Source organism: Arthrobacter sp. NPDC093128, assembly GCF_040683875.1.
In the GTDB taxonomy this organism is placed as follows: domain Bacteria; phylum Actinomycetota; class Actinomycetes; order Actinomycetales; family Micrococcaceae; genus Arthrobacter.
In genome coordinates this window covers 261,832-279,549 of sequence record NZ_JBFBEY010000001.1, presented here as the reverse complement: position 1 = coordinate 279,549, position 17,718 = coordinate 261,832, and the positions used below count along the sequence as shown (strand labels likewise).

Below are 17,718 nucleotides of genomic sequence, written 5' to 3'. Positions count from 1 at the left end.
GATTCCCATGCCCAAGGCTCCCACCCCGTCACGGTCCGCCCGTGGCTGACAACATGCCCGCGGCAACCACGGTTCCTGCGACGGCTGCCGAAACCAGCCCGGACAACCCTTGGCCCTTGCAGCTTCTGTCCCAAAAACTCAAAGCCCACATCGACCGGACCCCCTCGGCATGGGTCGAAGGCCAGGTCATCGAGCTGAACCGCCGCGGCGGCAGTGCCTTCATGACGCTCCGGGATGTTGACGCCGAAATCTCCCTACCGGCGTCCATCTGGTCGAATGTCCTGGACCGCCAGGAGGTTCCCCTGGAGCGGGGCTCCAGGGTGGTGGCACTCCTGAAGGCAGAGTTCTGGCTCAAGACCGGACGCATCAACATGTCGGTGAAGGACATCCGTCCGGTAGGGCTCGGAGACCTGCTGGCGCGGATCGAACGGCTCCGCCACGCGCTTTCCATGGAAGGCCTTTTTGCGGATTCCCGGAAGAAACGCCTGCCGCTCCTCCCCCACAGGATCGGACTCATCACCGGACGCGACTCCGATGCCAAAAAGGACGTGCTTCGCAACGCCGCGCTCCGGTGGCCGGCCGTCGAATTCGACGTCCGGGAAGTGGCGGTGCAGGGAAATACCGCTGTGTCCCAGATCATTGGCGCGCTGCGCGAACTCGATGCGGATCCCCACGTTGACGTCATCGTCATCGCCCGCGGCGGCGGCGCTTTGGAGGACCTGCTCCCCTTCAGCAACGAGGACCTGATCAGGGCAGTGTCCGGCGCGTCCACACCCGTGGTCAGCGCGATCGGGCACGAGGCGGACCGGCCCATCCTCGACGACGTCGCCGACCTCCGGGCCTCCACGCCCACGGATGCCGCAAAGAGGATCGTTCCCGACGTCGCGGAAGAACTCACCAGGGTTCGGCAGGCCCGCGACCAGCTCAGGCGCGGCGTGACGCGGCTGGTGGAACGCGAATCCGACCGGATGGCCTCCCTGCATTCGCGGCCTGTCCTGGCTGCGCCGGAAGTCATGGTCAGCTCCCGGGCCGAAGACGTTGCACGACTCAGCAGCCGCTCACGCGCCGCCATCAGCACCGCAGTGCTGAGGGCCGCCGACCAGGTCGTCCACCTCCGCAACCAGGTGCGCTCCCTCTCGCCGCAGCAAACGCTGGACCGCGGCTACGCCGTGGTGCAGGTGGCCGGCGCAGACCAGGCAGCGGATACCCGGAAGGCCGTCGTGCGGCACCCGTCGCAGGCACCGGGGGGCTCCGAGCTTTTCGTACGCGTTGCAGGCGGCAGTTTTTCGGCCCGGTCCACCGGCGGCCACCAGATTTCCGACAACTGAATCAGCGCGGTGCCGGACAAACACCGGAACCGCCCAGTCCATTTACCACCAGCAGGGAGCAGCACATTGGCAGCAGAACAGAAACCGAACGCGGACATCGAAGGACTGAGCTACGAGGAGGCCCGCGAACAGCTCGTGGCGGTGGTGGGCAAGCTCGAGGCCGGCGGCGCCAGCCTGGAGGACTCACTCGCGTTGTGGGAGAGGGGTGAAGCGTTGGCCAAGCGCTGCGAGGAATGGCTCGAAGGCGCCCGCAAACGGCTGGCCGCGGCCAGGAACCAGGCCGGGCCGGAGTCTTAGTCCGCCCCGGCCCTTAGGCCGCCCGGGTCCCGGGCCGCCCGGGTCCCGGGCCGCCCGGGTCCCGGGCCGCCGGATCAGGACCTTTCCACCATGCTGCGCTCCAAAGCAACATCGAACTCGGCGGCGGGCCAATCCAGATGGAGGTCTTCCATGGCGTGCAGGAGCAGCTGCTGCACGGCGATGCGCGCGTACCATTTCTTGTTAGCGGGGACCACGTGCCAGGGCGCCACCTCAGTGTGCGTCTTGTCAAAGGCCACCTGGTATGCGGCCATGTAGTCGTCCCAGAAAGCGCGCTCCTTCAAGTCGCCGCTGCTGTACTTCCAGTGCTTCGAGGGATCATCCAGCCGCGCGAGCAGCCGGGCCTTCTGTTCATCCCGGCTGATGTTCAGCATCACTTTGACGATCCGCGTACCGGAGGCCGTCAGTCTGGCTTCAAATTCGTTGATCGCGGTGTAGCGCCGCTCCAACTCTTCCGGGGAAGCCCAGCCGCGGACCCGGTGGATGAGCACATCCTCGTAGTGGGACCGGTCGAAGACACCCACCATCCCGGCCGCGGGGACTTCCTTCTCGATCCGCCAGAGGAAGTCGTAGGCTTTTTCCTCGTCGGTGGGCGCCTTGAACGCCTTGAGCTGCACACCCTGCGGGTCCATGGCACCCACAACGTGGGCCACGATGCCGCCTTTGCCCGCGGTGTCCATGGCCTGGAGGATCAGCAGGATGCGCTTGCTGCCGCCGAACTTGGCTTCGGCGAACAGCTTCTCCTGCAGCATCGCAAGTTTGCCGTCGAGTTCGGCAAGGAGTGCGTGCCCGTCCGCTTTGCCGCCCGGATATCCCGGTGTGGAATCAGGGTTCACATCCGCGAGCTTGAAGCCGTCACCCGCGGCGAGGGTCCCTGACGGGGATTTCTTGAACATTTCGATGCCTGCCATGAGTAGCCTTCCGCCGATGTGCCGCCAGTCCGGAACGCCGCCTCGTGCGGTTCCCTCCGGCTGCCGCCGCCCGGGATCCACCGGGCGGCGTTGCTGCCATCAGGCTAGTTCCCCTGGTACCGGCTCAGGAAGTCCCCCATGCGGCCAATTGCCTCTTCGATGTCCTTCACGTTGGGCAGGGTGACCATCCGGAAGTGGTCCGGCCGGACCCAGTTGAAGGCACGCCCGTGGGAAACGAGGATCTTCTGATCGCGGAGCAGGTCCAGGACGAACTTTTCGTCGTCGCGGATGTGGAAGACCTCGGGGTCCAGTTTGGGGAAAAGGTAGAGCGCTCCCCTGGCCTGCTGTGTGCTAACGCCGGGGATGGCGTTAAGCAGGTCATAGGCCTTGTTCCGCTGTTCCAGCAGGCGTCCGCCGGGCAGGATCAGGTCGTTGATGCTCTGGTATCCACCCAATGCCGTCTGGATGGCATGCTGCGCCGGCACGTTGGCGCAGAGGCGCATGTTAGCCAGCAGGCTGATGCCTTCGAGGTAGTCTGCGGCGTCCTTCTTCGGCCCGGAAATCGCCATCCAGCCGGCCCGGTACCCGCACACCCGGTAGGCCTTGGACAGCCCGCTGAAGGTCAGGCACAGGACGTCGTCGCCGGTGAGTCCGGCAAGGTTTACGTGGACGGCGTCCTCGTAGAGGATCTTCTCGTAGATTTCGTCCGCGAAAAGCACCAGCCCGTGCTTTTCGGCGAGGGCCACGATCTTCTTCAGTGTCTCTTCGGGATACACCGCACCGGTGGGGTTGTTCGGGTTGATTACCACGATTCCCTTGGTACGCGGGGTGATCTTGGATTCGAGGTCCTCCAGGTCCGGCTGCCAGCCGGACTCCTCATCGCAGAGGTAGTGCACAGGCCGCCCGCTTGCGAGGGCCACGGAGGCGGTCCACAGCGGATAGTCCGGCGTGGGGATAAGGACCTCATCGCCGTCGTCGAGGAGCGCCATGAGCGACATGGTGATGAGTTCACTGACGCCGTTGCCGAGGTAGATGTCATCCACGTGGATGTTCTGGATACCGCGGGTCTGGTAGTACTGCGACACGGCGGTCCGGGCGGAAAATATGCCGCGGGAATCACTGTAGCCCTGGGCATGCGGCAGGTGGCGGATCATGTCCACCAAAATGGCGTCCGGCGCTTCAAAACCAAACGGGGCCGGGTTTCCGATATTCAGTTTGAGGATGCGGTGACCCTCTGCCTCCATCTGCTGGGCGGCCTGAAGAATCGGTCCACGGATGTCGTAGAGGACATTATGAAGCTTGGTGGACTGCTTGAATTCTGCCATCCATCAAATATGCCATATGGCGGATGTACTTCAGCTGAGACTTGACTCACACGGGAGCGGCGCAGTGGCGCTTCGGCCAGCAGCCGAAGAAAACGACGACGGCGCCCGCCGGACCGTGAAGTCCGGAAGACGCCGTCGGGCTCTGGCTACTTAACCAGGCCCTTGTCCTTGAGCCAGGCCGCTGCTGCGTCCTTCGGGTTCTGCTTCTGCGTGCCGCTGACGGCGCGGTTGAGGTTGATCAGGTCTTCCGTGGTGAGGATCTTGGACACGGAGTTGAGCGCTTCCTTGGCCTTGTCCGTCATCTTGGCCTTGTTGTACAGCGGCAGGACCTGCTGGGCGATGAAGTTGTTCTTGGGGTCCTCCAGGACCACCAGGTCATTGTCGGCGATGGCGGGCGTCGTGGTGTAGATGTCCGCGACCTGCACCTGGTCCTCGAGCAGCGCTTTCACGGTGATGGGGCCGCCGCCGTCGCTGAACGGTTCCAGCTTCTTGGGCTCGCAGCTGTAGTTCTTCTTCAGGCCGGGCAGGCCGTATGCGCGCTCGGCGAAGGTAGCCGGGGCGCCGACCACCAGCTCGCTGCAGACCTTGGCGAGGTCTTCGATGGACTTGAGCTGGTACTTTTCCGCCGTCGCCTTGGTCACCACCATGGCGTCCTTGTCCTCGGCCTTGGAAGCCTCCAGCACGGCCAGTCCCTCGGGCAGCTTGGCCGGGAGCGCCTTGTAGATGTCGTCCGCCGACACCTCGGTGGCTTCCTTGTCCACATGCAGCAGAAGGTTGCCGCTGTAGTCGGGGATGACGTCCACGGACCCGTCCTGGACAGCCTTGAAGTACACCTCGCGGGACCCGATGTTGGGCTTGGTGCTTGCAGTCACGCCGGCCGCGTTCAGGGCACCCGCGTAGACCTCTGCAATGATCTGGCTTTCCGGGAAGTCGGCGGAACCGATCACCAGCGCCGAACCTGATCCCGAGCCGCCCGTGGCGGGCGCGCTTCCCAGGGGGTCCGACCCTCCGCCGCACGCGGACAGCGTCAGGGCAAGCCCGACGCCGGCGGCCAGACCGCCGAATGCGCGCAGGCCCAGGACTCTAGAGTGGGTTTCCTTCATGACGTACCTCCTTGAAGAACAGGCTCCGCGGACACGGGGTCTGTGAGATCAACCGGTGCCTGCTGGCTCCGGTCTGGCGTGGCAGAAACTCTCCTGGACAGGAACAGCCTCTGGAAAACGGCGAGAATCAGGTCAACGGCAATGGCCAGGCCGGCTATCAGGAGCGAACCGCCCAGCATTTGCGGAAAATCGGACAACACCAGGCCATCGAAAAGATACCGGCCCAGCCCGCCCAGATTGATGTACGCAACTACCGAAACGGTGGCGATCACCTGCAGCACGCCGGTCCGGAATCCTCCGAACATCACCGTCAGGGCATTGGGGACTTCCGCCCGGAACAGCACCTGCAGTTCAGTCATGCCCATGGCGCGGGCGGCGTCCACCACGTTCCGGTCCACGCTGGCAATCCCCGCATAGGTGCCGGCGAGCAGCGGAGGCACCGTGAGAATCACGAGGGCCCAGATCGGAGGCATCAGTCCGATGCCGGCCAGGAGGACGAAGAGAGTCAGCAGGCCAAGGGTGGGCAGTGCCCGTAGCGCGCCGGCCAACGCAACAACCGCCACCCGGCCGCGGCCGGTGTGGCCGACATAGAGGCCGATTGGGACGGCGATGGCCGTGGCGATCAGCATCACGAGGCCCGTGTACTGCAGGTGCTCTGCCAGCCGGACGGGAATTCCCGTGCTACCGGCCCAGTTCAGGGGGTCCCCCAGCCAGGCAAAGGTGTCCGTAAAGACATTGCTCATGCGGAGGCACCGCCTGTCCGGACATCGGACAACCGCTCCGCCGCCGAGGCAAGACCGGCCTTGTCCGTTCTTGCTGCGGCCCTGGTCCACGGCGTCAGGAGCCGTTCCAGAAGCACGAGCACCGCATCCATCACCAGTGCCAGAACCAAAATGGCAATGATTCCGACCACCACCTCGGTGATGAAGCCCCGTTGGAGGCCGGAGGTGAACAGCATCCCCAGGTTCCCGATGCCCAGCAGGGCGGCCACGCTCACCAGCGAGATGTTGCTGACCGACACCACACGCAACCCGGCGAACAGCACCGGCAGGGACAGCGGAAGATCGATCTGGACGAAACGCGCACCGGGCTTGAAGCCCATGGCAACGGCCGCCTGGCGAAGGTCGTCATCCACCGAGTCGAAAGCGTCGAGGGCGGCCCGCACCAGGAGGGCCACCGCGTAGATCGTGAGTGCCACAATCACGTTGACCGGATCCAGGACCCTGGTCCCCAGGATTGAGGGCAGGATGATGAACAAGGCGAGGGACGGCACCGTATAGAGCAGGGACGTAGCCGTGACCACCACAGAGTGCAGGGTCCTGTTTCGCCGGGCGAACTGGGCGAGCGGAATCGAGAGCAGCAAACCAAAGACCATGGGCAGGATGGCCAGCACCAGGTGCTGGCCGGCGAGTTCGAACACCCGCCCGCTGTTGGCCAGGAACCATTCCATCAGAGGGCACCCTGCCGGACCAGCCGGGCCGATTCAATGACCGCCAGCACCTCATCCGCTTTGAGGACGCCGGCAAGCCGGCCGTCTGCGTCCACGGCAACGCCCAGCCCCGAGGGCGAGGAGAGCGCCGCGTCCAGGGCCCGGCGAAGGGTCTCTCCTTTCCGGAAGAGCGATCCACCGGGGATGAGCCCTGGTCCCGCGCCCGGGCTGGTCCAGCCCAGCGGGCGGGAATCCGCGTCCACCACGAGCAGCCAGTCGTCCGCGGCAGAACCTGCCGCGACGGCCGCCAGGTCACTTTGGCTGACGGTGGGGACCTCGTGGAGGGTGACGGCGTCGGACGGGCTGAACGCCAGGTGGCGGAACCCCCGGTCCTTGCCCACGAAGGACGCCACGAAGTCGTTGGCCGGGGCGCGCAGGATTTCCTCCGGTGTGGCGTACTGCGCCAGCTTGCCGCCGGTGGCGAAGACAGCGACCTTGTCCCCCAGGACCGTGGCTTCGTCGATGTCATGGGTGACGAAAACGATGGTCTTGGCCAGGTCCCGCTGCAGCCTGAGCAGCTCCTGCTGCAGTTCGTCGCGAACGACCGGATCCACGGCACTGAAGGGTTCGTCCATCAGCAGTACGGGCGGATCTGCGGCGAGGGCGCGTGCCACGCCCACGCGCTGCTGCTGGCCGCCGGACAGCTGGGAGGGGTAGCGCTTGCCGAGCACCGAAGCGAGCCCGACGACGTCGAGCAGTTCCTGGGCGCGCTGGCGTGCCTCCGCTTTGGAGACCCCGTTCAGCCGCGGGACGGTGGCGATGTTGTCCAGCACCGAACGGTGCGGCATCAGTCCCGAGGACTGCATGACATACCCCATGGACCGGCGCAGCTGCGCCGCGGGCACGGACGTCACGTCCTTGCCGCCCACCGTGATGGTGCCGGAAGTGGGCTCCACCATGCGGTTGATCATCCGCAGGGAAGTGGTCTTCCCGCAACCGGACGGACCAACAAAAACCGTAATGGAGCCTTTGTCGATGGACATGGTCAGGTTGTCAACGGCCGGCTGCCCGCTCTGGTACTGCTTGGTGACGCTCTGGAATTCGATCATGGCTTCAGCCATTTCCCGGCTTACCTAACTGTTGGCGGCAACATCGGACGGAAAAGCCAGAAGATCATAAGCTCACTGATTTTCGGCTGTAAAGCAGGTATTACACAGCGTAACCAGCGGCCCCGCCAAAGTCAGCGGTGCCGCGGTTACCGTAAGCATTCGGTGACCTGCGCCTTTTGGATGGGTGGCGGTGCCGGACGTGTCATCCTGAGCAGTCCGGCACCGCTGCCCCTCCTGGAGGCACGTCACCTGCGCTTGCGTTTACCCCGTTTTCCGTCCCCGCCGGCGCGGTCACCTGCCGCGTCCTGCCCGTACCGCTCGGCCGCCCGCTGGCTCTTGCCGGCCACTACCACCTTCTGGTGCCATTCCCGCTGGTAGGCCCTCCGGGCTGCCACGTCATGCCGGCGGTTCAGGGCCGCAAGCTCACGTTGGAGCTTGAGGTAGCTCTCCCACCGGCGCATTTCCAGGGTGCCGTCGGCGAGCGCGCCCTGGATAGCGCAGCCGGGTTCCCGGTCGTGCGCACAGTCGGCGAAGCGGCACTGGCCGAACAGCTCCTCCAGGTCACCGAACATCTCCCCCATCCCGTCGTCCGCATCGAAGAGCCCGAACCCGCGCACTCCGGGGGTGTCCATGAGCACGGCTCCCCCGGGCAGCGGAATGAGCTCACGGGCCGTAGTGGTGTGCCTGCCCTTGCCGTCGCCCGCACGCACCGGCCCGACCTCCTGCAGGCGGTGCCCGGCCAGGGCGTTGATCAGCGTGGACTTCCCGGCGCCGGAGGGCCCCAGTAGGACAAGCGTCGCGCCGGCCGGGACGTGTCCGAGCAGTTCGTCAAGGCCATCGACATATTCCGCCGAAGTGGTGACCACATCAACGCCGGCGGCCTGCAGGATGACCTTTCCGACGACGTCGTCAGCGATGTCGGCAAGATCGGCCTTGGTGATGATCACCAGCGGAGTGGCCCCCGAATCCCATGCCGCCACGAGCGTCCGCTCCAGCCGGTTGTGGGTGAGCGGCCGGTCTACCGGGACCACCACCCCGACTACATCCACGTTTGCCCCCAGGACCTGGGCTTCCGAGGACGCCTCAAAGGCCCGCTTGCGGCTCAGCGCCGATTGCCGCGGCAACACGCTGATGACAGCGGGTTCCCCTACGGCGTTGGTACCGAGCCAGACCCAGTCCCCTGTGGCAGGAACGTCGCCATGGCTCGGATAGGGCAGATGCCAGTGCTCCGCCGCCCCCGCGACCAGGACCCTGTTCCGGTCGACACGGATCACCCTCCCGGGACTCTCTCCGCCCGGCACGGGATGGGCCTCAAAGAGCGCTGCCGTTGAGGAGGTGAAGCCGAACTGTACGGGTCCGGCCAACGCAGGATGCCCGTGAGGTGGAGTTGAACTGTTGGTTGCTGAAAAATCTGCGGTCATCACATGACCGGAAGTTGTATTCAATGGAGAACCTCTGATGAGGCCCCGTTGCATGGACTCCGCTGTTTGAGCCGGCCAGCGCGATTTCTGCGTGGCGATTCAGGCCCGGTGGTTCCGGTGGATGCGGGTCACGACATGCGATGGTCCGGGGCAGGATTAATGACTTTGCTGAGGCGCTTGGCGCGCAGGAATATTGCAGTCATCGTCTCCACCTCCCCTGGTTCACGGCCACGACTTCGACGTGGGACCGTCCGCTTCACCGGTCCTAGGGGCCGGCGGCTTTTCAAGGGTAAGCCGTCCGGCCCCGGCTTGGCTAGGGGTCATGGGCGGGGCCACTGCCGGTATCCGGGCGTTCGGCCTAGAGTTGGTCTGTGACGAACCTTGAAGTGAGCCCCAGGGAAGAACTGTGCCCGCCCGGACAACCCGGAGGGTACGCCGGAAACGGCCCGTGCCTGCAGTTGTGGCCGGCACGGGAGGTCCCGCTAGGAGGAGTCCGGGCCATGAACGTCCTGCGGACGCTTCCGCAACGTGGCCTCCCCACCGTCGGCGCCTGGTGCTTCTTGGACAGCTTCGGTCCGGACCGGGTGGCCATGTCCGTGCTGCCGCATCCGCACACCGGACTGCAGACAGTGACCTGGCCGCTCGCCGGCAACATCAGGCACCGCGACAGCGTGGGCAGCGACGTGATCGTGCGCCCGGGCGAGCTCAACATCATGACTGCTGGCCGCGGCGTCTCCCACTCCGAGTTCGCCGTGTTGCCGCACCAACAGCACCAACAGCAAGATCAGCACGACGCCGGACCGGAGCTTCCGCTGCAGCGCGGCCTTCAGCTGTGGGTCGCACTGCCGGACGGAGAACGCCACCGGGCCCCGGCATTCGAGCAGCACCGCGACCTGCCGGAAGTTGCCGGAGCCGGCTTCACCGCCACTGTGATGGTGGGAAGCTTCGCCGGAACGACTTCACCGGCCACCATGTACTCGCCGATTGTCGGAGCAGACATCAGCTGCAGCGGCCCCGTCGCGCTGCCTCTTGACCCGGAGTTTGAGCATGCGGTGCTGGTGCTCGACGGCGGGATTGCCATCGACGGCCAGGACGTTCCGCCGGGTCCGCTGGGCTACCTCGGTACGGGCCGCCAACTGCTCGAACTGGACGCGCTTCCTGACACGCGCTTCATCCTGCTCGGCGGGGAACCGTTCCAGGAAGAGCTCCTGATGTGGTGGAATTTCGTGGGCCGGACCCACGATGAGGTGGCAGAGGCCCGCCAGGACTGGGAAGCCCAGGCCGGCCTTCCGGATCCGGACGCCGAGGCATCGCGCTTTGGCCTGGTCCGGGGCCACGGCCCGGACGCGGGAGCCGAGGCCGGGCGCATCCCTGCTCCGGCGCTTCCCGGCGTCCGGCTCCGCCCGCGCACGCGTTCCTGACGGTTTAGCCCTGCTCGGCCACCAGCTGCAGGACGCCGAAGACGGGGTCCTGCTCCAGCACACGGACATCCGTCACGCCTTCGGCGGCAAGGCTGCGCCTGAAGGATTCCTGCAGGCGTGGCACGTTCATGCCGAGGCCGCCACCGAGGATCACCGGCCCCTTGATCCCCAGCTTCGTCAATGCCTGCGCGGTCAGGCCCGCCAGGTCCCGGCCCGCCTGCTCAACCAGCGCCCGGCTGGCTTCGTGACCCGCGTCCGCGGCCTCGACCACAAACCGGGCCTGCTGCGCCCAGAAGCGGCGCCCGGTCTCCGGCGAGTGGAACAGGGCAATGAGCTTGTTGGGGTCCTCGACGTGGCAGGACTGAAGCAGCGCAGTGGTGAGTTCGTCCGGCTCCAACCCCTGGTTCATCCGGCGCAGGCTGTGGCGGACAGCTTCGCGGCCCAGCCAATAGCCGCTGCCCTCGTCCCCGAGCAGGTATCCCCAGCCGCCCGCGCGCGCCTCCTCGCCGTGCTCGTTCTTGCCCCAGGCCGCGGAGCCAGTGCCGGCGATAACGGCCACGCCCGTGCTCGCCCCGCCGGCCGCCAGCAAGAGCCGCGAGTCGTGGACCACCGTGATTTTCGCTGCGGGCACATGGGGAGCGATCAGCGCCGCGAGCGCCGCTGCGTCCTCGTCCGTGTCGATTCCGCCGGCTCCGGCGTAGACGCGGGCAACCGTGCCTCCGCCGATCCGGGCAAAGAGCTCGGACAGGTGCCGGGCTGCCTCCTCGCGGCTGACGTTTTGCACGTTTGAACTGCCGACGCTCTCATCGGCGACGGGCTGCCCGTTTTCGAAGCGGACACCGCGTGTCTTGGTACCTCCGATGTCCAGGCCGATCACGGCGCCGGCCGGCACACCTGCCTGCATAACGGGCGGCGCGGCGTGGGCCCCGACGGTGGAAGGAACAGAATCCGTTGCCGGCGGGTTGTCAGAATTAGTCACGTGAACAGACTACTGAGTCGCTACAGGGAGCATGGAATGACAGGCGCCATATTCGGTACAAGAATCATCGCGGCTCCCATGGCCGGGGGCACATCAACATCCCGGTTCGTGCAGGCAGTGCACCACGCCGGCGGCGTGGGTTTCCTTGCCGCGGGCTATAAGGGCGTGGCGGCCATGGAGGCCGAGATACACGAGGTCCGCTCCGCCGGCGCCCGATTCGGCATGAACCTCTTCGTGCCCGACCGGGCCCAGCTGAACCCGCCGGCCCCCGTCAGGGCAGCCCTGGAGGACTACCGGCGGAGCCTTGAGCCGGACGCCCGGCGCTACGGGGTGTCGCTCCCCGAACTGCGGCTCGACGACGATGACGAGTGGCAGGGCAAGGTCGATTCCCTGCTGGCGGACCCGGTGGAATTTGTCAGCTTCACTTTCGGGCTGCCGAAGCAGGACGAAGTGCGTGCGTTCAAGCGGGCCGGCTCCATGGTCATTGCCACAGTCACCAGCAAGGCCGAAGCCCTGCTGGCCGTCGAGCGGGGAGTTGACGTCGTGGCCGTCCAGCACGGGAGCGCAGGCGGACACAGCGGTGCTTTCCTGGCGGCCGGCAGCGCAGCCGCCTCCCCCGCCCACCGCACGACGGCGGACCTGGTCGCGGAGGTGCGGACCGCCGTCGGCGTTCCCCTGGTTGCGGCCGGCGGGATCATGGATTCCGCGGGCATCGACGCCGTGCTGGCCGCCGGCGCAGCGGCAGCCCAGCTGGGCACGGCGTTTGTCCGCAGCGATGAAAGCGGCGCGAGGCAACTGCACAAGGACGCCCTTGCCAGCCCCGTTTTCACGGAGACACGCCTGACGCGTGCCTTCACCGGCCGGCAGGCGCGGGCCCTGGTCAATTCCTTCGCCAGGGACCATGAGGATGCACCGGAGGGGTATCCGGCAATCCATCACCTCACCGCCCCGATACGCGCAGCGGCCGCGGCGGCCGGCGATGCGGAGCGGTTGAATCTCTGGGCGGGAACCGGGTGGCGGCAGGCGGCGGCGGGACCGGTCTCGGCCATCATGGCCGGGCTGCTGGCCGGGTCCGAACTTTCCTGATCCGCAGGGCGGCGTCAGCCTTCCGAACGTGACCGGACCAGTCCGGCCAGCAGCGCCGGCCCCTCGGTCACCACCAGCTCGCGGAACAGCCTGACCTGGTGCGGCTCGCCCTCGGGGCCGCCGCGGCGCTCCCGCCATGCGAGGCCGATTTCACGGAATGCCAGGTCCGATTCCAGCGGCACCTCCACCCAGCCCAGGTGGCCGGTGTCCGGTGTCACCGCCCGGCCGGGAGCCAGTCCGCCGGGCGGAAGGATGCTGACGCCGAGCCCGGCGGAAACGAGGCCGCGGACGGTGTGGGAATCCTGGCTTTCGAAGGCGATCCGCGGGCGGAGGCCAGCCTCGCGGAACAGCGCGTCCGTCAGCGAGCGCAGGCCGTATCCGGGTCCCATCGCCACAAATGGATCCTGCCTGATGTCCGCCATCCGCGCGCTCTTCCGGCCGGCAAGGCGATGTTCGTGGTGCACCACCAGCCGCAGGGGTTCCCGGTACAGGGCGGCTGAGCCGATGCTCCGGCCCGCCGGCGCGACGGGCGCGGTCAGGGCCAGGTCAGCGGTTCCCGCCGCGAGTTCGGCCAGGCACGCGTCCCGGGCACCCTGGCTGAGGTCGAAAGCGGTCTGCGGATGGCGACTGCGGAAGACGCTGATCAGCAGGGGCAGCGTCGCCTCCCCAAAGGTGTGCTGGAACGCCACGGCGATCCTGCCGCGCACCACCTCGGATTCGTGCCGCACCAGATCCAGCCCCGTCCGGAACTCGTTGAGCGCCGAGTCGATGTACGGCAGCAGCGCCTTGGCCGCCGGAGTCAGCCGGACTCCCCTGCCGTCCCGGATCAGCAGGTCAGTGCCCACGACGGCGCTGGCGCGGGCAAGCGCCCGGCTGACCGTGGACTGGGGTATGCCCAGCAATTCCGCTGTTTCCGTGACGTGCTGTGTCCGCCCGAGCTCGGACAGGACGGGAAGCAAAGGCAGCAGCTGCACCAGCTGTTTGTGATCGATGTCCATCGCACCTCCCGCGAGATTGATCCGATACAGACATCTATTCTATGTAAATCATGCATTGGAAGCATGCCTTTCGAGCATCTACGCTGGCTTTATGCCCCTGCTGTCAACGCACAACCCGCCGAAACCAGAGCCGTGGGACGGCCACCCGAAGGGCTCGGCGGCGTACGGAAGGCTTCTCGCGGGGCTGGCGTTCGCCGGCGTGGCAACGTTCGCGCAGCTCTACTCCACCCAGGCCGTGCTGCCCATCATGGCAACCGACCTTCAGATCACGGCGGCCGAAGCTGCCCTCACCATCTCCCTCGCGACTGTGGGACTCGCCGTCACAGTCATCCCGTGGTCCTTCCTCGCAGACAGGATCGGCCGGGTCAGGGCCATGACCCTGGGCATCCTGGCTGCGACCGCCCTGGGCCTTCTGGCGCCGCTGGCCGCCACTTTTCCCATCCTCCTGGGCGTCAGACTGCTCGAGGGCATGGCGCTGGGCGGGATTCCGGCGATCGCCATTGCCTACCTGAACGAGGAGGTCCACAAGGCGCACGCCGCGCTGGCCGCAGGGACCTACGTCGCGGGCACCACCCTGGGCGGGCTCGCGGGGCGGCTTGTTGCCGGTCCTGTGGGGGAACTGTGGGGATGGCGGGCAGCAACATTGGCCGTTTCGCTGCTGGCCGCCGCTGCCGCCGTCCTTTTCCTGCTCCTGGTACCCAAGGCCCGCGGCTTCACCCCCGCACGGGCCAGCGGCTTCCGCGGCGGGGCCAGGACTCTCGCGGGCCATCTCAGCAATCCCCGCCTGCTGGCCCTCTATGTACAGGCGTTCCTGCTGATGGGCGGCTTCGTGGCCGTCTACAACTACCTCGGCTTCCGCCTCTCCGGGGACCCGTTCGGGCTGCCTGCCACCCTGATCAGCCTCATCTTCTTGGCCTACCTGTCCGGGACCGTGACCTCCCGGCTGGCAGGCGGACTCACGCTGAAGTTCGGGCGGCGGACCATCCTGCTGGCCGGCATTCTGCTGATGGTCCTGGGCCTCGCGCTGACACTGACGCAGTTGCTGGTGCTGATCCTGGCAGGGCTGCTGATCTTCACCGGGGGGTTCTTCGCAGCGCACAGCATCGGGGCCGGCTGGACCGGAGGAATCGCCACCACGGGCAGGGCGCAGGCCGCCTCCCTGTACAACCTCGCCTACTACCTCGGCTCCAGCGTCATCGGGTGGGCGGGCGGCCTGGTCTTCCAGTCGTTCGGCTGGACGGCGCTTGCCCTGGCGGTGATCGGGCTGGGATGTACGACGGCGGTAATCACCGCCGTCGTACATCCCGCGTCGGGTGACGGGCATACGAAACGTGCCGGCCTAAAGCAGCCAGCCTGAGCGGTCCAGTTAGCGGGTTCGCTCGATCGCCTGCACCAGGTCCGCCACGATGTCTGCGGCGTCTTCCAATCCGACAGACAGCCTCAGCAGCCGGGCATGGGGCTTTGCCTCGGCGGCGACGGGCCGGTGGGTCAGCCCCGCCGGGTGCTGGATGAGGGTGTCGATGCCGCCGAGGGAAACGGCGTGCGTGATCATCCTGACCTCGGCCGGAATCCTCTCGGCGTGCTCCGCACTGGAGAGTTCAAAGGCCATCAGCGAACCCGGGCCGGACATCTGGGTGCCCACGAGCCCCAGCGGATCGCACTCCGGGAGCCCCGGGTAGTGGACAGCCTTCACCAGCCCGTGGCCGGCGAGCGCGGCAGCGACCTTGTGCGCGGTTGCCTGCTGCGCCCGGACGCGCACCGGGAGCGTGGCCAGGCCGCGGTGGAGCAGGTAGGCCGGCCACGGTGTCAGGATGCCGCCGGTCACGGCACGGACCTGGCGGAGCCTGGTGGCCCACTCCGGTGACGTGGCCACCACCCCGCCCATTGCGTCCCCGTGGCCGCCGAGGAACTTGGTGGCACTGTGCAGCACCAGCGTGGCGCCATGGCTGAGCGGCTGCTGGAGCACGGGGCTGGCGAACGTGTTGTCGACCAGGAGCGGGACGCCGTCGGCGTCGGCGGCCAGCCGGGCGATGTCCACGAGCTCCAGGCTGGGGTTGGCGGGTGTCTCCACAACCACCAGCCCGGTATCCGGACGCAGCGCGGCGCGTACGCCGTCCGGCGTCGCAAAGGTCACCTCGGTGCCCAGGACGCCCGAGGCGAGGACGTGGTCGCTCCCGCCATACAGCGGACGGACCGCCACCACATGCTTCTTGCCGGCCGCCACCGTTGCGAGCAGGACCGCCGAAAGGGCTGCCATGCCGGTGGCGAACGCGACGGCCTCGGGCGCGCCCTCCAGGACGGCCACACCTTGTTCGAAGCGGGCAACTGTGGGGTTCCACAGGCGCTGGTAGACGGTGCTCTGGCCTTCCAGATGCACCCCGCCGGTGGCCATTTGTTCGTAGGCCTGGCCGCCGTGGTGCACTGACGGAAGCGGTGCCGTGGTGGACAGGTCAATCGGCACGGCATGGACACCCTGCTCGGTGAGGCCGCTGCGGCCTGCGTGGACAGCCAGTGAATCGAGAGATAGCACGGGACTCCTTTGAATTATTCGCCATTGAATCCGGCAAGTATCTGGCAATAATTCGGAGTTTCACAGGGCATACGAATGGAACTGTCGGAAAGTGGAGTTTATGATGAACTCATAACACTTTGAGGAGGCCCTGTGAGCAGCGGTGCGAAGAATATTCGGCTCGGAGCGGGAACCGAACCGCTGGACGCCATTGATGAGCGGCTGCTGGCCGCCCTGGTGGAAGACGCCCGGATTTCGAACAAGCAGTTGGCCGAGCTCGTGGGCATAGCCCCGTCCACCGCACTGATGCGTACCCGGGCACTGTCGGAACGCGGGATCATACAGGGGTTCGAGGCGAAACTGAGCCTGTCCGCCATCGGCCGTTCGGTCCAGGCACTCATCGCGGTCAGGCTCCGCGCCCACGACCGCGAACAGATCGACCGGTTTACGTCCCGCGTGCCCAGGCTTCCGGCCGTGCTTTCCACGTTCCACACATCCGGCTCGGTGGATTACCTGCTGCACATCGCCGTGGCGACCACCGAGGACCTGCGCGACTGGGTCCTGGACAACCTGGCAACTGATCCCGTGGTGGGCCACACCGAGACCACGCTGGTGTTCGACCACATCCAGGGCAACCACGGGCCGCTGCCCGACTAAGTTTCCTGGGTGCCACCGGCCCACTAGTGCCAGATATAGAGCCCTGAATGCGCGGCGCCCATAATGTCGGTCCGCAGCACGTCCAGCTGCTCGCGGCGGAGCGTTGCGGCGCGTTCACGTTGGGCCCAGTCGGAGAGAATGACACGCCGGTGTTCGGCCCAACGGACCAGGGCGGAGCCCAGTCCGGCCGCGGCCGACTCGACGACGGTCGGGCGGCGGTAAGGGCTGCAGGCCGCCGAACCGGCGGCGGAGACTGTGCTCATGGCACTTTCCTTTCAGGACTTCCTGGTTGTGCGTTCTCTGGTTGTGCGTTCCGCGGTTGGATCGTCCGCGATGTGCGGCCCCGGCCGCCCGCCGATGCGGGAACACCAAGGATGGGGAAGGCGTTCAGGTGGATCTGCACCGGGCGGGCGCCTTCCTGCTCGCCTTCGCTCCTGATGTCCTCCAGCAGGCGGTGGCCGTAGGCCTCCAAGGCGTGTGTGTACCTCGCCAGCTGGTCCGCAGTCAGGCGTGCATTCGCGGTGCTGATGAGGGCCGCATGGAGCCATTCGGCGTCAAGGCTTTCGCTGCCGTGCGCCATGAAGTCCGCCAGCACGGCCTGCCTGCTGTGTTCAAACTCGCGGGTGACCAGCCGGGAGGCTTCCTCCGTTGCCGGCGACGTTGCCAGCTCCGGGGACGTGATCTGGATGGCGCCGCGGGGGCGTTCCCACCAGCGCTCCCGCGCTGTGCCCTTGCCTTCCACTTCCCTGACGAAGTCGTGCTTGGCCAGCTGGCGAAGGTGGTAGCTCGTGGAACCGCTGGATTCGTTGAGCAGTTCGCCCAGGCTGCAGGCCGTCTGCGCCCCGTAGCGCGAGAGCATCTCGAGGATCTGAACGCGCAACGGGTGCGCGAGCGCCTTGAGTGACACGGTGTCCACCCGGCGGACAGGGAATGGCTGATCCTCCCCCGCCGGGGGGCCGGCGTCAGCCGAACCGGCTGCCGCGGCGAGGCCTGTTTCCCCGGCACCGGCAACTTCCCCAGAGTGGGCTGCTTCGGCGGCGTGGGCTGTGGGGGACGCCATTTCCGGTGAACTGTTCATGCCTCAAAAATACTCTTGCAAAGAAACCTTTGCAAGCATTTCTTTGCAA

Annotated in this window: 18 protein-coding genes; 6 read left to right on the top strand and 12 right to left on the bottom strand. The window is 66.8% G+C overall.

Annotated features, from left to right (window positions below; translation table 11 throughout):
• The first annotated feature begins 41 nt into the window (after positions 1–41).
• Both xseA and AB0N24_RS01360 read left to right on the top strand, forming a co-directional pair.
• Positions 42–1,328 carry an exodeoxyribonuclease VII large subunit gene (gene xseA / locus AB0N24_RS01365; protein ID WP_364119378.1) on the top strand — a complete coding sequence of 429 codons (1,287 nt, stop codon included), beginning with the start codon at positions 42–44 and terminating at the stop codon, positions 1,326–1,328.
• A gap of 66 nt (positions 1,329–1,394) precedes the next feature.
• Positions 1,395–1,625 (top strand): exodeoxyribonuclease VII small subunit, encoded by a 231-nt coding sequence (locus AB0N24_RS01360; protein WP_104172140.1) that lies wholly within the window; start codon positions 1,395–1,397, stop codon positions 1,623–1,625.
• 74 nt (positions 1,626–1,699) lie between these two features.
• Here AB0N24_RS01360 and AB0N24_RS01355 read toward each other — a convergent pair whose 3' ends face one another.
• From AB0N24_RS01355 to rsgA, 7 genes are all read right to left on the bottom strand, one after another.
• Complete coding sequence (locus AB0N24_RS01355) at positions 1,700–2,554, bottom strand: polyphosphate kinase 2 family protein (RefSeq protein WP_364119375.1); 855 nt, start codon at positions 2,552–2,554, stop codon at positions 1,700–1,702.
• A gap of 104 nt (positions 2,555–2,658) precedes the next feature.
• Positions 2,659–3,879 (bottom strand): pyridoxal phosphate-dependent aminotransferase, encoded by a 1,221-nt coding sequence (locus tag AB0N24_RS01350; RefSeq protein WP_104172138.1) that lies wholly within the window; start codon positions 3,877–3,879, stop codon positions 2,659–2,661.
• Between the two features lie 146 nt (positions 3,880–4,025).
• Positions 4,026–4,982, bottom strand: a complete 957-nt coding sequence (locus AB0N24_RS01345; RefSeq protein ID WP_364119371.1) for an ABC transporter substrate-binding protein — start codon at positions 4,980–4,982, stop codon at positions 4,026–4,028.
• Complete coding sequence (locus AB0N24_RS01340) at positions 4,979–5,725, bottom strand: ABC transporter permease (RefSeq protein ID WP_104172136.1); 747 nt, start codon at positions 5,723–5,725, stop codon at positions 4,979–4,981. Before AB0N24_RS01340 ends, AB0N24_RS01345 begins: the two co-directional genes overlap by 4 nt.
• Positions 5,722–6,432 carry an ABC transporter permease gene (locus AB0N24_RS01335; protein WP_364119367.1) on the bottom strand — a complete coding sequence of 237 codons (711 nt, stop codon included), beginning with the start codon at positions 6,430–6,432 and terminating at the stop codon, positions 5,722–5,724. Before AB0N24_RS01335 ends, AB0N24_RS01340 begins: the two co-directional genes overlap by 4 nt.
• Complete coding sequence (locus AB0N24_RS01330; RefSeq protein WP_364119364.1) at positions 6,432–7,532, bottom strand: ATP-binding cassette domain-containing protein; 1,101 nt, start codon at positions 7,530–7,532, stop codon at positions 6,432–6,434. The genes AB0N24_RS01335 and AB0N24_RS01330 overlap by 1 nt, the downstream gene beginning before the upstream one ends.
• Positions 7,533–7,765: 233 nt before the next feature.
• A complete protein-coding gene (gene rsgA / locus AB0N24_RS01325; protein WP_364119361.1) occupies positions 7,766–8,941 on the bottom strand; it encodes a ribosome small subunit-dependent GTPase A in 1,176 nt (391 codons plus the stop codon).
• A gap of 371 nt (positions 8,942–9,312) precedes the next feature.
• Here rsgA and AB0N24_RS01320 point away from each other — a divergent pair, with 371 nt between their 5' ends.
• Positions 9,313–10,362 carry a pirin family protein gene (locus AB0N24_RS01320; RefSeq protein WP_364119358.1) on the top strand — a complete coding sequence of 350 codons (1,050 nt, stop codon included), beginning with the start codon at positions 9,313–9,315 and terminating at the stop codon, positions 10,360–10,362.
• A gap of 4 nt (positions 10,363–10,366) precedes the next feature.
• On the opposite strand, the gene AB0N24_RS01315 is transcribed toward AB0N24_RS01320, so the two are convergent.
• Entirely contained in the window at positions 10,367–11,266 is a 900-nt protein-coding gene (locus AB0N24_RS01315) for a BadF/BadG/BcrA/BcrD ATPase family protein (RefSeq protein ID WP_364119729.1), read from the bottom strand.
• A 111-nt stretch (positions 11,267–11,377) separates the two neighbouring features.
• On the opposite strand from AB0N24_RS01315, the gene AB0N24_RS01310 reads away from it, so the two are divergent.
• Entirely contained in the window at positions 11,378–12,427 is a 1,050-nt protein-coding gene (locus tag AB0N24_RS01310) for a nitronate monooxygenase (protein WP_364119355.1), read from the top strand.
• A 14-nt stretch (positions 12,428–12,441) separates the two neighbouring features.
• On the opposite strand, the gene AB0N24_RS01305 is transcribed toward AB0N24_RS01310, so the two are convergent.
• Positions 12,442–13,425, bottom strand: coding sequence for a LysR family transcriptional regulator (locus AB0N24_RS01305; protein WP_364119352.1), 984 nt, complete (start codon positions 13,423–13,425; stop codon positions 12,442–12,444).
• 91 nt (positions 13,426–13,516) lie between these two features.
• Between AB0N24_RS01305 and AB0N24_RS01300 the strand changes: the two genes are divergently transcribed.
• On the top strand, positions 13,517–14,782 hold the full coding sequence (locus AB0N24_RS01300; protein WP_364119349.1) for an MFS transporter: 1,266 nt from the start codon (positions 13,517–13,519) through the stop codon (positions 14,780–14,782).
• A 9-nt stretch (positions 14,783–14,791) separates the two neighbouring features.
• Here AB0N24_RS01300 and AB0N24_RS01295 read toward each other — a convergent pair whose 3' ends face one another.
• Entirely contained in the window at positions 14,792–15,955 is a 1,164-nt protein-coding gene (locus tag AB0N24_RS01295) for a PLP-dependent aspartate aminotransferase family protein (protein ID WP_364119346.1), read from the bottom strand.
• Positions 15,956–16,087: 132 nt separating this feature from the next.
• On the opposite strand from AB0N24_RS01295, the gene AB0N24_RS01290 reads away from it, so the two are divergent.
• Positions 16,088–16,591, top strand: coding sequence for an Lrp/AsnC family transcriptional regulator (locus AB0N24_RS01290; protein ID WP_104172127.1), 504 nt, complete (start codon positions 16,088–16,090; stop codon positions 16,589–16,591).
• Between the two features lie 23 nt (positions 16,592–16,614).
• On the opposite strand, the gene AB0N24_RS01285 is transcribed toward AB0N24_RS01290, so the two are convergent.
• Together AB0N24_RS01285 and AB0N24_RS01280 are read right to left on the bottom strand one after the other, a co-directional pair.
• The gene (locus AB0N24_RS01285; protein ID WP_364119343.1) at positions 16,615–16,854 is read right to left on the bottom strand and encodes a 2-nitropropane dioxygenase; all 240 of its coding nucleotides are present in this window, start codon (positions 16,852–16,854) and stop codon (positions 16,615–16,617) included.
• Positions 16,851–17,669: a helix-turn-helix domain-containing protein gene (locus tag AB0N24_RS01280; protein ID WP_364119340.1), complete on the bottom strand. Its 819-nt coding sequence runs from the start codon at positions 17,667–17,669 to the stop codon at positions 16,851–16,853. Before AB0N24_RS01280 ends, AB0N24_RS01285 begins: the two co-directional genes overlap by 4 nt.
• Positions 17,670–17,718 lie beyond the last annotated feature (49 nt).

Excerpts from the sequence above, each read along its gene's own strand:
- AB0N24_RS01285 (WP_364119343.1), bottom strand. The coding sequence starts at position 16,854 with ATGAGCACAGTCTCCGCCGCCGGTTCGGCGGCCTGCAGCCCTTACCGC.
- AB0N24_RS01330 (WP_364119364.1), bottom strand. The coding sequence starts at position 7,532 with ATGGCTGAAGCCATGATCGAATTCCAGAGCGTCACCAAGCAGTACCAG.
- AB0N24_RS01300 (WP_364119349.1), top strand. The coding sequence starts at position 13,517 with ATGCCCCTGCTGTCAACGCACAACCCGCCGAAACCAGAGCCGTGGGAC.
- AB0N24_RS01280 (WP_364119340.1), bottom strand. The coding sequence starts at position 17,669 with ATGAACAGTTCACCGGAAATGGCGTCCCCCACAGCCCACGCCGCCGAA.
- AB0N24_RS01350 (WP_104172138.1), bottom strand. The coding sequence starts at position 3,879 with ATGGCAGAATTCAAGCAGTCCACCAAGCTTCATAATGTCCTCTACGAC.
- AB0N24_RS01335 (WP_364119367.1), bottom strand. The coding sequence starts at position 6,432 with ATGGAATGGTTCCTGGCCAACAGCGGGCGGGTGTTCGAACTCGCCGGC.
- AB0N24_RS01345 (WP_364119371.1), bottom strand. The coding sequence starts at position 4,982 with ATGAAGGAAACCCACTCTAGAGTCCTGGGCCTGCGCGCATTCGGCGGT.
- rsgA (WP_364119361.1), bottom strand. The coding sequence starts at position 8,941 with ATGACCGCAGATTTTTCAGCAACCAACAGTTCAACTCCACCTCACGGG.
- AB0N24_RS01315 (WP_364119729.1), bottom strand. The coding sequence starts at position 11,266 with ATGCAGGCAGGTGTGCCGGCCGGCGCCGTGATCGGCCTGGACATCGGA.
- AB0N24_RS01310 (WP_364119355.1), top strand. The coding sequence starts at position 11,378 with ATGACAGGCGCCATATTCGGTACAAGAATCATCGCGGCTCCCATGGCC.
- AB0N24_RS01305 (WP_364119352.1), bottom strand. The coding sequence starts at position 13,425 with ATGGACATCGATCACAAACAGCTGGTGCAGCTGCTGCCTTTGCTTCCC.
- AB0N24_RS01355 (WP_364119375.1), bottom strand. The coding sequence starts at position 2,554 with ATGGCAGGCATCGAAATGTTCAAGAAATCCCCGTCAGGGACCCTCGCC.
- AB0N24_RS01340 (WP_104172136.1), bottom strand. The coding sequence starts at position 5,725 with ATGAGCAATGTCTTTACGGACACCTTTGCCTGGCTGGGGGACCCCCTG.